Source organism: Bacteroides fragilis NCTC 9343 (assembly GCF_000025985.1).
GTDB classification, from domain to species: Bacteria; Bacteroidota; Bacteroidia; order Bacteroidales; family Bacteroidaceae; genus Bacteroides; species Bacteroides fragilis.
This window is the reverse complement of sequence record NC_003228.3, coordinates 3,985,429-3,999,865: the sequence shown is the minus strand read 5'-3', so window position 1 is coordinate 3,999,865 and position 14,437 is coordinate 3,985,429. Positions and strand designations below refer to the sequence as shown.

The following is a 14,437-nucleotide window of genomic DNA, read 5'->3' as shown; positions in this document are numbered from 1 at the left end:
TGACCTAAGCGGGATTTTTTCTGCACGGGAGGAGAGGCTCGAACTCCCGACACCCGGTTTTGGAGACCGGTGCTCTACCAACTGAGCTACTCCCGTGTTTGCGGCTGCAAAGGTAGAATAAACTTCTGAATTTGCAAGCTTTTATGCAAAGAAGTTGCTAATTATTTTAATTTTTCCCATTCTTCGGGTTTAAATCCTACCAATACGAAGCGCTCGGTCACTACCAGCGGGCGTTTCACTAATTTGCCATTGGTAGCTAAAAGGGCGATCTGTTCTTCTTCAGTCATTGTAGGAAGCTTGCTGCTGAGTTTCAGCTCTTTATATACTACACCACTGGTGTTGAAAAACTTCTTAACGGGTAGTCCGCTTAGTGGAATCCAAGCTTTCAATTCTTCTACTGTGGGATTATCGTCCACAATAAGGCGGTTAGTATACTCAATGTTGTTTTCTATCAGCCACTTTTTAGCTTTCTGGCAAGTGCTGCATGCGGGATATTGCAAAAAGAGAGTTTTCATATTTATTCTATATTAAGCATTTGTAAATCCTGATACATGGTGCGGTATGCTGCCGCTTTTTTGTCGAGTGCCAACGGATAGGCTCGTGAAGAAGAAGGCATGCGGTATAAGCGCACCGGGCGTCCATCAAAGACGAACTCAGAGAAATCGCCCACCTTGGGTTCTTCCACTTCGAATTGTGCCCGGAGTGTATCTGTTGCCTTTTGCCCTGTTGTGACGATGGCTTTGCATTCCGGGAGTTGTCCGAGAAGTCGGCTTATATCAGTGGGCTGCACCACTTCCAGGAACTTGTCTGAGGCATTGTCCTGTAGGCGTCGGATGGCCGAAGCGGTATCGAATAAAGCTATTCCTTTATCGTTGAGAAAGCTGATAATGCGTTCGCGGCAGAAAGCTTTCCGGGTTTCGTTAAGGAAGTAGTCTTTGTTGTTAAAGAACAGCAATCCCACGATTCTCCACATATCATTGTTCAGGTTCGGATAGTAAAAATCCATCGACCATCGTTTCTTTTGAGGTGGAAAACTTCCCAGCATCAGCAATCGGGCATTGGCGGGGAGAAAGGGCTCTAACGGATGATTTTCTATTTCTATGTCCATTGTTTACTATTTGATCGGGAGCAAAAATAGTGATAATATCTATTTGATAGAAACGTACTCCCACGATTTTTAATTACTTTTGCGCCTTAATAAAAAAACATTCAACATGAGAAGGACTGCTATTGCTCTTTTTTGCCTGTTTTTGTTATCCGTTGGCATCGGATTAAGGGCACAAAACATTCAGTTGCACTATGATTTCGGACGTTCTTTGTATGATAAAGATTTAAAGGACCGTCCTGTATTAACCTCTACCGTGGAGAAGTTTCATCCTGATAAGTGGGGTAGTACTTATTTCTTTGTGGACATGGACTATACTTCTGACGGAGTAGCGGCTGCTTATTGGGAAATAGCCCGTGAATTGAAATTCTGGAAGAATCCGTTCTCGGTACATGTGGAGTATAATGGAGGTCTTGCCAAAGGTTTTTCTTATCAGAACGCTTATTTGGGGGGAGTTACCTATACTTATAATAATACTGCTTTCTCGCGTGGCTTTTCATTGTCGGCCATGTATAAGTATATTCAGAAACACCATTCTCCCAATAACTTTCAGCTGACCGGAACCTGGTATATGAATTTCAGCAATAACTTGCTCACTTTTTCCGGCTTTGCTGACTGGTGGCGTGAGGAGACTGCTTATGGGAAGACTATTTTTCTTACCGAGCCCCAGTTTTGGGTGAATCTGAACCGTATAAAAGGTATCAGTGATAAATTTAAGTTGAGTGTGGGCTCAGAAGTTGAGCTGAGTAATAATTTTGGTGGACGCGATGGTTTTTATGTCATCCCTACACTGGCACTGAAATGGACAATAAACTAAAAACTGATGAAAACAGACTTGATATACGGTATTGAAGACCGTCCGCCTTTTAAAGATGCATTATTTGCGGCATTGCAGCATCTGCTTGCTATTTTTGTAGCTATTATTACTCCGCCGTTGATTATCGCCAGTGCCTTGAAACTGGATGTGGAGAAAACCGGTTTCTTGGTTTCGATGTCTCTCTTTGCTTCGGGGGTATCTACTTTTATCCAGTGTCGCCGTTTTGGACCTATAGGGGCAAAGTTGCTTTGTATTCAGGGAACAAGTTTTTCGTTTATCGGTCCTATCATTGCTACGGGACTTGTCGGTGGACTTCCTCTTATTTTTGGTGTCTGTATGGCGGCTGCTCCCATTGAAATGATCATCAGCCGCACTTTCAAATATATGCGTAATATTATTACTCCGTTGGTTTCGGGTATCGTGGTGTTGCTTATCGGGTTAAGTCTGATAAAAGTAGGTATTATCTCTTGTGGAGGTGGTTATACTGCGATGGATAATGGTACGTTTGCTTCTTGGGAGAATCTTTCGATTGCAGGTGCGGTTTTGCTCAGCGTGCTGTTTTTTAACCGTTGCAAGAATAAGTATTTGCGCATGAGTTCCATTGTGTTGGGACTCTGTTTGGGATACGGCCTTGCTTTTGTTTTGGGAAAAGTAGATATGAGTGCTTTGAATGTAGAGATGCTGATGAGTTTCAATATTCCCCAGCCTTTTAAATACGGACTCGATTTTAATGTGTCTTCTTTCATTGCCATCGGGCTCGTATATATGATTACAGCTATCGAAGCGACCGGAGACGTAACGGCCAATTCGATGATTTCTGGTTTGAAGATCGAGGGTGACGACTATCTCAAACGAGTTTCGGGAGGTGTGATGGCCGATGGTTTTAACTCTTTTCTGGCAGGTATATTTAACTCTTTCCCTAATTCTATTTTTGCTCAGAACAATGGAATCATTCAATTGACAGGAGTGGCCAGTCGGTATGTGGGTTACTATATAGCTGCAATGTTGATTCTTTTGGGGCTATTTCCGATTGTGGGAGCTGTTTTCTCACTGATGCCGGACCCTGTGTTAGGCGGAGCTACTTTGTTAATGTTCGGAACTGTCGCAGCAGCCGGAATCCGCATTGTTGCATCACAAAATATCGGACGGAAGGAAACATTGGTATTGGCTGTCAGTCTTTCATTGGGACTTGGAGTAGAATTGATGCCCGATGTGTTAAGCCAGGCTCCGGAAGCTATTCGTAGTATCTTTTCGTCTGGCATCACGACCGGTGGTTTGACTGCTATCATAGCGAATATCGTAATTCGGGTGAAAGAGGAAAACGAGGAATAACGGACGCTCGGCAAAGAGTGATGAACAGTGAATAATAAACAGGATACGCATTATATATTAGGAGGCTGTTTATTGTTCACTGTTTGTTGTTTATAATACTTCCAGATTGCTCATCCGTTCTGTTGTGTGGAATTCAAATTCAGGGTATTCATACAACTTGAAGCGAGGTTCTGTTTCTCCTTCCGTATAGCTCCAAATGCTGGCATAATCTTCCGGATCTTCCCCCATTTTGCTTAATTGCCTTAGATAAGCTGCGAGTGATTTATTTTCTACGATATATATTTTTCCCAGTTTGTCAATGATAGAGCTATGACGGCGGGTGCTGTCATGGTCGAAACGAAGGATACGTCTGCCTTCCTCTGTTATTCCCACTAGGTTGAATGTCATGCTCTTGCCGATAGCGGGCAGATTAAGTACACTTCGGTCTGTTGCCATGAAGGGTAAATGATGTTTCTTCATGAAATGACGTATTCGAGTAGCGATGTCCTCACCTGTTTCAAGAAGAGAGTACAGTTCTTCAGCCTGTTCCTGCGTCAACTTGCCAAATGCTTTTTCTTCATGTTGCTCCTGCATCGATCGGCTGTTGGGAGTGAATACGGCATAATTTTCATTGAATCCTTTGACGGAGAAGGTATAATAACAAACTACTCCCAGCGAATTGAGTACTTGTCTCAGTCTTGTGGTGTGTCCCCGTCGGGATGCAGCTACGGTATATACCAGCTGATTCGTAATCAGCCATCCGGCAGAAAGGATTTTCCGGATAGCTTCCCGGGTGTAGGGAGTAACCTCTAAAGGACTTTGGAAGTGAGTTTGAATAATAAATTGTTTCACTCCGATGGCAGAAGCCTTTTCTTTAAATTCTCTTAGAATCTCTATCAATTCATCGTTAATACGCATAGGTAGGTAAGCTAATAATCTTGATCCCAGACGGACACGTTGCAATTCTGCGTATTTTTCTCCTTCCGGGCGTTCCTGATTTGCTTTTCTTTTACGTGCGGCCATGCGGTAAACAGCCTCAAGAATATTTTTCAGGGTTTTGTTCTGACTCATCAGAGCATCTCCTCCGGTAATCAATATATCTCGTAATTGGGTATCTTCTTCAAAATAAGACATTAATCTGCGTAGCTTTTTGTCCCAGCTTTCTTTAGGACGAAGTGCGTCGAACTCGAAATTCAATCGTTCGCTTTGGAAGTCGTACATGCGTTGACATGAAGCGCACAATCCTCCACAAGCCCGTCCCATTGTATCGGGGATCAAGATAGCTACTTCCGGATAACGACGGTGGATGTTATGTCCATCCGGCAATAACCATCCGGCGGCGTTCGGTTTACCGGCTTCTACAATGTCTTCACGTTCCCAAGCACGAATGTTACCATAGGTTTCTACCAGACGGGGGGAGTAAAGAATGTAGCTGCGGATGGCTTCATCGTTATACCCTTCTCCACTGGTATTGAGTAAAGAAAGATAGTAAGGAGTGGCAAAAAAAGGCATTCCTTTTTTGCGGGCCCGTGACAACAAATACATTGTTTCGCTGGAAAGGGAGTTCCCGAGAAAGCGGTTCAACTCGGTAGGAGTTTTGATGGCCATTGAAAGATGGAAGCGAAAGTCGTTCCACCACTGACAGACCTGTTGATATTTCTCTTCATAACTCATTCCTTCTTCAAAGTGAAAACGTGAAGATGGTTTGGATTTCCGGTTTTCTATTTTTTGTATCAGTAGATGCAGCATCCGTTCCTGATTCTCGGAACGTAACTCTATCACATCTTCGTCCAGTCCGGTGGCCCAGCGTTCGGTTCGGTTTTTAATTCGTTGTGGAGAGGGGAGTGGGGATTCCGGCTCTTCCAGCCTTTTAAAGAGATAGTATAGGTCCAGGAATAAGTCAGTAGGTATTTCTGCATTTTCCAAATTCCCGGTCAAGAAGCGTCGGAGAAGAGATAAGGTCTGTATTTGCATATCCTGTTCGTTAGACAGCTCATGAACAGTCTTTCCGTCGTAGCTGATAAGGAGTCGAATTTGCTCACCCGCTTTGTTCCCTCCGGATATGTAAGGAGTGAGGAACTCTTGCAGGTGGTTTTTAAAGTCGGTGTCGTCAAGACTTTGTTGAGCCATTGCTGTGAGTTCAGGTAACTCCTGACAGTATAGTTGCCGTATTTGGGAAAGTGTGAGTGAAAGCATTTTCTTTTGTTTCATACGCGATTGTTTTTAGATTGTTAAAATTGAAATATTTGCATAAATATAACAAAAAAAGCGGAGGTAGAAAACCTCCGCTTTGCTATTCGTGCTATTCTTTACGATTCTTTTTTGTTTAATAACATTCCGCTTTTCATTTTGCTTTCGCTTCTTCGTCCTTATGTTTCGGCTCTTTTTTAGCCAGTAAAACAATGTTGTATACGTACTCTGACATCCATTGTTCCGAAAATCCGAGACGTTCTTTGTACTGGCGTACTGCGGCAGCCGTTTTGTGTACGTCATCAGCTTTCCATACTGTTTTGGTACATACATCGTGCACAGTTTTTTCTGTCATGGAGCGCAAGGCTTTTTTGAATATCGCCGGCATACGGAACTTCCATTGCATCAGGTTACCCATCAGCATCATCAGGTCACTTGAGAATCCCTGGTACATGAAAAGATATGCCTGTACATCATTTTGTGTGCGGCAGTTTTTCTTGATAGAGGTGTCTATCTCTTTAAAAAACGATTCACTGATGCCGTAATCCTGCATCAACATCTTGCGGGAAGCTGATTTCTCGGCAAGTCCTAATTTGCCACCTTGTGTGGCTACTTTGAATAAACGTTTGAAGTTGGCTACATCCGGCAGAAAACGGATATTCGTGATACCTAAATTTACTGCGATTACAGATTGAAAATATACACGTGTCAGTGATACGAAATCTTCTACATTGCCTACTACTTTTGCGTCAGCGTCGGCCTGTTTTTTAAATAAGTTAGCGAATATGCTCATAAGTCATTTTGTCAATTATAGATTGAGGTTGCAAATTTACTAAATAAGTTGTTAAATTACTACAGATTATACGGATAACATCTATTCTTTTTGAGGCTCTTTACCAACACTCAATATCTTTTTCAATATCCTTCATCTTGTTTTTGGTGAATACCGGGCTTTTGATGCCTGACTTTTTCTGTTCACGATAGTCCTGCAGCAATCGGAAAGCATATTTTCCCAGAAAGGCGATCGCTATCAGGTTGCAGATGGCCATTAACCCCATGGTGATATCTGCCAGTCCCCATACAAAATCGAGAGTGGACATGGCTCCCACCCATACCATCCCTCCTACCAATAGACGGTAAAGGTAAACTATCCATCGTTTGTGGGTGAGGTATCGGATATTTGCTTCTCCATAATAGTAATTGCCGATGATGCTGCTAAACGCAAAAAAGAAAAGGGCAACTGCCACAAATATACCTCCTATGCTTCCTATTTCGTTGTTCAACGCATGTTGAGTGAGTTGTACTCCGTTGGTCGAACCATCGAGCGGAGCACCACTGAAAAGAATGATGAATGCTGTGCATGAACAGATAATAAGAGTATCTGTGAAAACTCCTAAGGTCTGAATCAGTCCTTGTTTCACCGGGTGTGATACGAATGCGGTTGCAGCTACGTTCGGTGCCGAACCCATACCGGCTTCATTGCTGAACAGCCCACGTTTGATGCCTTGCATCAATGCAGCTGCTACACCTCCTCCTAAAGCCTGTTGCCAACCAAAAGCATGGCTGACAATGGTTCCGATAACATCCGGCAGATGTGTGATATTGATGAGTACAATGACCAATGCCAATCCTACATATCCCAGTGCCATGACAGGGACGATGATGCTGCTTACTTTAGCAATGCGCTGGATACCTCCGAAAATAATCAATAGAGTCAGTCCGGTCAGGATGATGCCCATAGGCACATGGCTGATGCCAAACGCATGTTCTACAGCTGCACAAATGGTATTGCTTTGTACTGAGTTGAAGGCAAATCCGAAAGTGACAGTAATCAGTATGGCAAACAGAATTCCCATCCATGGTTTTTTTAACCCTTTCTTCATGTAGTAGGCAGGGCCTCCGATAAAAGATTCCTTCCCTTTTTCCTTATATAATTGTGCGAGGGTAGATTCTACAAAAGCACTCGATGCTCCTAATAGAGCAATGATCCACATCCAAAATATGGCACCCGGTCCGCCGATGGCAATTGCCGTAGCTACGCCAGCCAGATTTCCTGTACCGACACGGCTTGCCAGTGATATGGCAAAGGCCTGGAACGAAGAAATATGTTTCTCTCCATGTTCTCCTTTTCCGGCAGAGTCTTTCAACAGACGTAGCATTTCGCCGATCATGCGGAATTGCACGAAACGGGTTTTAATCGTGAACCAAATGGCGCATCCCAACAGCATTGCAATCAGGATGTAGGTCCATAATATATCGTTAATTAGATTCATATCTATTAATTAATTGGTATCAGGGGCAAATTCTTTTATTTTAGCCTGAAGTAGAATTTATGGTTCTCGAATATCGGTTCCACGATATCAAACCGGATAAATTTAGCCAGTAAATGCTCTGCAGCCCGTCGGGAAATACCTGCTTGCCGGCAATAGCGGTTAAGAGAAAGCGAAGTATTTTCTTCCAGTAAGTCCAGCAACAGTTGTTCCCGTTCGGTATAGCGGATCAATTCTCCTGCCGGACTACCGCTTTGCTGCCAGACGCGCAAATGTACCGGAGTAGCCAGGATATTTTCATCTTTGATCCGAATATATGCCAGTGATTTACCGTTTTCGTCTTTTGCAAAAACGGGCTTGTGTTCACTTTCATCTATTTGTACGACTAATACAGAACGTCCTTCAACGTGAAATGTTTGCATGGAATAATCAACTTCCGGCCGGCAATAAAGTTGGGCAGCTGCTTCTATCATATATTTTTCTTCATCCGAACGTACGCCGGCTATTTTTCCATTGTCTTTAACGCCGATCAACAGCCGTCCTCCATCGGTATTGGCAAAAGCTGACAGTGTTTTGGCGATTTTACGGGCATCGGATATTTCAAATTTAAAGTCTTGCTGTTGATGCTCCCCTTCGGCTATCAATGCGTGTATGTAATCAGTATCTGTAAGCGGTTTCATGCCTGCAAAAGTAGATAAAAAAGACTAAACCTTATTTTTTTGCTGATTTTTAGCTGATAATTTCAAAAAAAATATCGTTTTTATGCGTTTATTTCGGGAAAGGATGTATTTTTGCCCATCATTATTAACGAAGAAATAAATAAGGATTATGAAAGAATTAGTAGAAAAGATTGCTACTTTGGTAGCTGAGTTCAACAAAGATGCAAATGCTCAGATTGAAAATGGTAACAAAGCTGCAGGAACTCGTGCCCGTAAAGCTTCATTGGAAATCGAAAAAGCAATGAAAGAATTCCGTAAAGTATCTTTGGAAGAATCAAAGAAGTAATCTTACGAATAGAAAAAATGGAAAAGTCGGTCTCAATTTTGAAACCGGCTTTTTTGTTTTACAGAATTTTAATCCGTCTATATTTCAGAAACGATAATCTTGTGGATATCCTCTTTTTGTGTACACTGGGATTCCGACAATGATTTTGATATCTGTTGGTGACTTATTTTTGAGGCAGAAGTTTCAAGTACTCTCCATATCCTTCTTCTTTCATTTTCTCTTTTGGAATGAAGCGTAAGGATGCACTGTTGATGCAATAACGTAATCCTCCTTTTTCTTTAGGGCCATCCGTGAAGACATGTCCTAAATGTGCATCTCCCGTTTTACTCCGTACTTCTGTGCGTATCATTCCGTGTGATGTATCCATCTTCTCTTTTATCACTTCTTTTTCTATCGGTTTGGTGAAACTGGGCCAGCCACAGCCGGAATCAAACTTATCTGTTGATATAAAAAGAGGCTCACCGGTAGTGATATCTACGTAGATGCCATCTCGTTTTTCATCCCAGTATTCGTTATGAAAAGCTGGTTCGGTTGCGTTCTTTTGTGTGACCGCATATTGCTCGGGCGTCAATTTACTACGAAGTGTGGCGTCATCCGGCTTTTTGTAATTTGTCTGGGGCTGCTCAGCCTGTGCATTTGCTTTTTTTGCCAACTCGAATAGTGCAGGGTTAATATGGCAGTATCCTCCGGGATTCTTATCCAGATAATCCTGATGATATTCCTCGGCTTTGTAGAAATTGGATAAGGGTTTCACTTCTATGACTATAGGTTTGGAATACTCTTTAGCCAATTCGTCGATGGCTGTCCGGATAGTCGGCAAGTCAACTTTATCAGTATAATAAATACCGGTGCGATATTGCGAACCTTTGTCATTGCCTTGTCGATTCAGACTTGTAGGATCTATTGTCTTAAAAAAAAGGTCGATCAATAGTTTTAGGGGAACTTCTTGTGGATTATACTCCACCTTAACGGTTTCTGCAAAATTGGTTTTTCCTGTACACACCTGTTGGTAAGTCGGATTAGCAATGTTTCCGTTGGCATATCCGACCTGAGTCGATTTTACTCCTCTGATCTGTTTCAGGAAATGGTCTGTTCCCCAGAAACAACCGCCTGCAAAATATATTTCACTCAGATTCTTCATGTTTTTTTTCTCCTGTTTTTGTTGATAAATCCATTGTACGCCTTGTGCATGGCCAGTGTAAATGATACCGGCCAATAGCACGACAAATATAGTAAACTTCTTCTTCATAATTTTCAGTCTCTTTTATAAATAACAAACGAAGATCGTTTTCGGATTATTAAGAACTGTTGTATCCTGCAATGAAGTGGTTAAAAAGAGATTATCTTTTGATCTTTTGGAGGATTGTGCTTATTTTTGGCATAAACATTTCCTTGCTTTGCAGCAGAAATCAAGTTTAGTATGGCAAAACAACAATTCAATAAACTAATCTGGCTGGTAGATACTATCTTCCGGAATGCTCCTGTGACATTTGCCGAAATCAATCGTCGTTGGAGAGCGGGAGATGATAATCGTTCTGATATACCTTTGCGGACTTTCCATAACCATCGACAGGCCATTGAAGAAATATTCGACATAAACATTGAATGTGATAAACGGAACAATACCTATTATATAGCAGACGCCGAAGGAATGTTGGGCGATAAGTTGAAGATGTGGTTACTGAATAGTTTTTCGTTGAACAATGTATTGCAGGAAAATGTGGATATGAAGAACCGGATTGTATTTGAGGAAGTACCTTCGGGAGTGCAATTCATGGATCTTGTTATTGATGCTATGCGTAGCGGACGCGTGCTTGCTATGGAATATCAGGCGTACAACTGGGAACACTCCAAAGATGTGTTACTTGAGCCTTATTTCGTGAAATTATTCCGTCATCGCTGGTATTTGATAGGAATAAACCGGGAATATAAAGCTTTTCGTTCTTATTCTCTCGATCGGATCAAGAGAATCGCTCTTTCGGAAGAGACATTCAATTTCCCACGTAAGTTTACTCCTCAGGATCATTTCAGAGATAGTTTTGGTATTATTCGTGATGAAAATCTGCTTCCTCAGCACACTGTCCTCAGGACCACTATTTCACAGGCTCCATACCTGAGAAATCTTCCTTTACATTCCAGTCAAAAGGAGATTGCCGTTACAGAGAGTTATGTTGATTTTGAACTTTATATTTCGCATACTTATGATTTTATTCAGGAGTTATTATCCAAAGGAGCGGCAGTGGAGGTGTTGAAGCCCCAGTCGCTGCGGGATAAGATAAAAGCCGAGATACAAAACATGCAAACTCTTTACCACTTATGAATGCAAATGTTCTCGAAAAATTGAAGATACTGGCAGAATCGGCCAAGTACGATGTTTCCTGCGCCTCAAGTGGCACGGTGCGTGCCAACAAGCCCGGTACATTAGGTAATACGGTGGGTGGATGGGGTATTTGCCATAGTTTTGCGGAAGACGGACGTTGCATTTCGTTACTGAAAGTGATGCTTACCAATTATTGCATATACGATTGTGCCTATTGTATTAACCGGAGAAGTAATGACTTGCCCAGGGCTACGTTATCTGTGTCCGAACTGGTAGACTTGACGATTGAGTTTTATCGTCGAAATTACATTGAAGGGTTGTTTTTGAGTTCCGGTGTGGTGCGAAATCCCGATTATACAATGGAGCGTTTGGTACGTGTGGCGAAAGATCTGCGTGAAGTGCACCGCTTTAACGGGTACATTCATTTGAAAAGTATTCCGGGAGCCAGCCGGGAATTGGTGAACGAAGCCGGGCGTTATGCTGACCGGCTTAGTGTGAACGTGGAGATCCCCAAAGAAGAGAACTTGAAACTGCTGGCTCCTGAAAAAGATCATAAAAGTGTATTTGCACCGATGCTTTATATTCAACAGGGCGTACTGGAAAGTAGTGAAGAACGAAAAAAGTTCCGGTATGCGCCCCGCTTTGCTCCTGCGGGTCAGAGTACACAGATGATTGTCGGTGCTACGGCTGAAAGTGATAAGGATATTCTCTTTCTTTCTTCCGCCCTTTACCAGCGTCCCACGATGAAGCGTGTCTATTATTCCGGTTACGTATCAGTAAATACATACGATACTCGTTTACCTGCACTTAAACAGCCTCCTTTGGTACGTGAGAATCGTCTTTATCAGGCAGATTGGCTGATGCGGTTCTATCAGTTCAAAGTCAATGAAATTGTGGATGACACCTATCCTGATCTTGATCTGGAAATAGATCCCAAGTTGTCGTGGGCGTTACGTCATCCCGAGCAGTTTCCTGTTGATATCAACAAGGCGGATTATGAAATGATACTTCGTATTCCGGGAATTGGGGTAAAGTCGGCAAAATTAATTATAGCTTCCCGTCGTTATTCGAAGTTGGGATATTATCAACTTAAAAAAATAGGTGTGGTTATGAAAAAAGCACAATATTTTATTACTTGCAGCGAATTACCCATGCGGACTGTAAATGAAATGACTCCACAGACCGTACGTAGCTTGTTACTGCCCAAATCTGCTAAGAAAAAGACGGATGAAAATCAGTTATCATTTGTTTTTAACGATTGAGATTGTTATGATTCTTTTTATCTACGATAAAACACTTGATGGCTTGCTGACAGCACTATTCGATGCTTATAACCGCAAGACCTTTCCTGATGTCTTACTCTCGAAAGGAGATACTTTACCACTTTTCTATGATGACATTTTTACGGTTATCACTGATGAAGAGAAGGCAGGACGTGTCTGGCGGGGATTGCAGAAGAAGATATCGGCATCAGCCCTTTCAGCTATCACCTGGTGTTGGCTTTCAGAGTTACCGGAAGTAGGTATGCTTTTGTTCCGATACATCCGAAAGGCCATTGACTCTCCCGTCTCCATTGAGACTAATTTCGGTGATCCGGATGTTCTCGCTCTTTCCAAAATATGGAAGCGGGTAGATTGGGAGCGTTTGCGTATGTTGCAGTTCGTACGTTTTCAGAAAGCGGTGGATGGTACCTTTTTTGCTGCTTTTGAACCACAGCACAATGCTTTACCTTTAACGGTAGGTCACTTTAAAGATCGTTTTGCCGATCAGCGGTGGCTGATTTATGACATGAAGCGCCGTTATGGTTTTTATTATGATCTACACACGGTAGAGGAGGTGACATTTGATGATGATGGTCAAGCAGCACATCTGATTACCGGAATGCTGGACGAAAGTTTGATGGATAAGGACGAAAAACTTTTCCAACAACTTTGGAAGACTTATTTTAAATCTATCACAATTAAAGAAAGACTGAATCCTCGTAAACATAAACAGGATATGCCGGTGCGTTATTGGAAGTATATCACCGAAAAACAGAAATAATCTTATTCAATTCGTTCTACTGTCACTTCAGGAAATTCTTGTATTAAAGATAGCAAATGTCCTTCGTCATTGTTCCGTTTGGATTTGATGATCATTGTCACTTGATAGGTTTCTATGCTTCCGTGCTTCTGTGTATCCATCTGATACGACACTATGAGGTAATCTTTGGAATTAAATCGGTCAGCCACTCCTTTCAGTACTTGTTTGTTATCGGTCGAAAAAGTTATCATTGAGCTTTTCATTCCTATGCTTTTAAACAGGTAACTTAGCACTTCAAGACCAATCAGGGTCAGTACCATGGCAGCAATACCTATGACGTACATGCCCGCGCCTACTGCCAGGCCTATTCCGGCTGTCGCCCAAATCCCTGCCGCTGTAGTCAGTCCTCTGACTATCTGTTTTTGAAAGATAATCGTTCCGGCACCGATAAAACCAATCCCACTGACTACTTGTGCCGCTACACGGCTTGGATCGAGTGTAACACTATTTTCTTTTATGATTTCTTGAAAGCCGTATTGAGAAACGATCATAATCAGTGCACTACCCAATGACACCAGAAAGTGTGTGCGATAGCCCGCTTCTTTGGCACGATATTCTCTGTCCAAGCCAATGATGGCACCTAAGATTCCGGCGACTAACAGTCTTAATACAAAGTCGAAGTTCAACATCATACGTAAATTTCCTTTCTATCTTTATTTCAATCGTTTATTCATTACCTAAAGATACAATAGTTTTTTAGAAATAACGTATATTCGCAGTCAAAAGATTATTTCTATCGGAAATACTGACATCATAAAGTTGATGTAATACATAAAGTTCTTAATAGTATTGATAAACAACAATCGAACTTTGTATTCTCAGTATATCCTGTGAAAGATAAAATTCGAAAGACACCATGAATAAAAATTTTTTCTATGCGATATGTTTTGTCGTAATACTGGTAGTTGAGATTATTATTGGTATATATGTTCGTGATAGCTTTGTACGTCCTTATATGGGTGACGCACTGGTTGTTGTGTTGATTTATTGTTTTATACGGATTTTTATTCCGAACGGTTTGTCACAATTACCTTTGTATGTGCTTGCTTTTGCCTGTTTCATAGAGATACTTCAATATTTTCAGTTGGTGGATGTGTTGGGAATATCGAATCGTATACTCCGTATAGCCCTTGGTTCTACTTTCGATTTGAAAGATATGGTCAGTTATGCCGGCGGATATGTATTTATTCTACTGGCAGAATATTTTTTAGATAAGAAAAGAAAATAATACATATATTTCTGCTTGTTTTGTAAATTCTTTAAATTAAAGAGGTCTCCTTTATAAATAAATATGTAATTTTGCCACATGTTATTGTTTGAATGTGAATTAATTAATC

At 41.7% G+C, this 14,437-nt stretch carries 15 protein-coding genes and 1 tRNA gene; 7 read left to right on the top strand and 9 right to left on the bottom strand.

The window, feature by feature from the left end; translation table 11 throughout:
- Nucleotides 1–23: 23 nt before the first annotated feature.
- The 3 genes from BF9343_RS16335 to BF9343_RS16325 all read right to left on the bottom strand — a co-directional run bounded on the left by BF9343_RS16335 (nucleotide 24) and on the right by BF9343_RS16325 (nucleotide 1,108).
- Nucleotides 24–96: transfer RNA gene (locus tag BF9343_RS16335), tRNA-Trp, on the bottom strand.
- Nucleotides 97–161: 65 nt separating this feature from the next.
- Entirely contained in the window at nucleotides 162–515 is a 354-nt protein-coding gene (locus tag BF9343_RS16330) for an arsenate reductase family protein (protein WP_010993393.1), read from the bottom strand.
- A 2-nt stretch (nucleotides 516–517) separates the two neighbouring features.
- Nucleotides 518–1,108 carry a uracil-DNA glycosylase family protein gene (locus BF9343_RS16325; RefSeq protein ID WP_005790379.1) on the bottom strand — a complete coding sequence of 197 codons (591 nt, stop codon included), beginning with the start codon at nucleotides 1,106–1,108 and terminating at the stop codon, nucleotides 518–520.
- A gap of 106 nt (nucleotides 1,109–1,214) precedes the next feature.
- On the opposite strand from BF9343_RS16325, the gene BF9343_RS16320 reads away from it, so the two are divergent.
- Both BF9343_RS16320 and BF9343_RS16315 read left to right on the top strand, forming a co-directional pair.
- Entirely contained in the window at nucleotides 1,215–1,922 is a 708-nt protein-coding gene (locus tag BF9343_RS16320; protein ID WP_005790377.1) for a nucleoside-specific channel-forming Tsx family protein, read from the top strand.
- 6 nt (nucleotides 1,923–1,928) lie between these two features.
- Nucleotides 1,929–3,254 (top strand): nucleobase:cation symporter-2 family protein, encoded by a 1,326-nt coding sequence (locus tag BF9343_RS16315; protein WP_005790376.1) that lies wholly within the window; start codon nucleotides 1,929–1,931, stop codon nucleotides 3,252–3,254.
- A 90-nt stretch (nucleotides 3,255–3,344) separates the two neighbouring features.
- Here the strand turns inward: BF9343_RS16315 and BF9343_RS16310 are convergent, their stop codons facing one another.
- From BF9343_RS16310 to BF9343_RS16295, 4 genes are all read right to left on the bottom strand, one after another.
- On the bottom strand, nucleotides 3,345–5,444 hold the full coding sequence (locus BF9343_RS16310) for a KamA family radical SAM protein (RefSeq protein WP_010993392.1): 2,100 nt from the start codon (nucleotides 5,442–5,444) through the stop codon (nucleotides 3,345–3,347).
- A 133-nt stretch (nucleotides 5,445–5,577) separates the two neighbouring features.
- Nucleotides 5,578–6,216: a hypothetical protein gene (locus BF9343_RS16305; protein ID WP_005790373.1), complete on the bottom strand. Its 639-nt coding sequence runs from the start codon at nucleotides 6,214–6,216 to the stop codon at nucleotides 5,578–5,580.
- A gap of 100 nt (nucleotides 6,217–6,316) precedes the next feature.
- A complete protein-coding gene (locus BF9343_RS16300) occupies nucleotides 6,317–7,696 on the bottom strand; it encodes an alanine/glycine:cation symporter family protein (RefSeq protein WP_005790372.1) in 1,380 nt (459 codons plus the stop codon).
- 35 nt (nucleotides 7,697–7,731) lie between these two features.
- Nucleotides 7,732–8,373, bottom strand: a complete 642-nt coding sequence (locus BF9343_RS16295; RefSeq protein WP_005790370.1) for an AlbA family DNA-binding domain-containing protein — start codon at nucleotides 8,371–8,373, stop codon at nucleotides 7,732–7,734.
- A 148-nt stretch (nucleotides 8,374–8,521) separates the two neighbouring features.
- Here BF9343_RS16295 and BF9343_RS16290 point away from each other — a divergent pair, with 148 nt between their 5' ends.
- Complete coding sequence (locus BF9343_RS16290; protein WP_005780999.1) at nucleotides 8,522–8,698, top strand: histone H1; 177 nt, start codon at nucleotides 8,522–8,524, stop codon at nucleotides 8,696–8,698.
- Between the two features lie 163 nt (nucleotides 8,699–8,861).
- Here BF9343_RS16290 and msrB read toward each other — a convergent pair whose 3' ends face one another.
- Nucleotides 8,862–9,947 (bottom strand): peptide-methionine (R)-S-oxide reductase MsrB, encoded by a 1,086-nt coding sequence (msrB, locus tag BF9343_RS16285; RefSeq protein WP_009292704.1) that lies wholly within the window; start codon nucleotides 9,945–9,947, stop codon nucleotides 8,862–8,864.
- 171 nt (nucleotides 9,948–10,118) lie between these two features.
- On the opposite strand from msrB, the gene BF9343_RS16280 reads away from it, so the two are divergent.
- From BF9343_RS16280 to BF9343_RS16270, 3 genes are read left to right on the top strand one after another with little or no spacing between them, the layout of a single operon-like run.
- Complete coding sequence (locus BF9343_RS16280) at nucleotides 10,119–11,018, top strand: helix-turn-helix transcriptional regulator (protein WP_010993391.1); 900 nt, start codon at nucleotides 10,119–10,121, stop codon at nucleotides 11,016–11,018.
- A complete protein-coding gene (locus tag BF9343_RS16275) occupies nucleotides 11,015–12,280 on the top strand; it encodes a putative DNA modification/repair radical SAM protein (RefSeq protein ID WP_005802486.1) in 1,266 nt (421 codons plus the stop codon). Before BF9343_RS16280 ends, BF9343_RS16275 begins: the two co-directional genes overlap by 4 nt.
- 7 nt (nucleotides 12,281–12,287) lie before the next feature.
- Nucleotides 12,288–13,061, top strand: coding sequence for a TIGR03915 family putative DNA repair protein (locus BF9343_RS16270; RefSeq protein WP_005804815.1), 774 nt, complete (start codon nucleotides 12,288–12,290; stop codon nucleotides 13,059–13,061).
- Between the two features lie 2 nt (nucleotides 13,062–13,063).
- On the opposite strand, the gene BF9343_RS16265 is transcribed toward BF9343_RS16270, so the two are convergent.
- Nucleotides 13,064–13,732: an MgtC/SapB family protein gene (locus BF9343_RS16265; protein ID WP_005790360.1), complete on the bottom strand. Its 669-nt coding sequence runs from the start codon at nucleotides 13,730–13,732 to the stop codon at nucleotides 13,064–13,066.
- 224 nt (nucleotides 13,733–13,956) lie between these two features.
- Between BF9343_RS16265 and BF9343_RS16260 the strand changes: the two genes are divergently transcribed.
- Nucleotides 13,957–14,328, top strand: a complete 372-nt coding sequence (locus tag BF9343_RS16260) for a ribosomal maturation YjgA family protein (RefSeq protein ID WP_010993390.1) — start codon at nucleotides 13,957–13,959, stop codon at nucleotides 14,326–14,328.
- The last annotated feature ends 109 nt before the right edge of the window (nucleotides 14,329–14,437 follow it).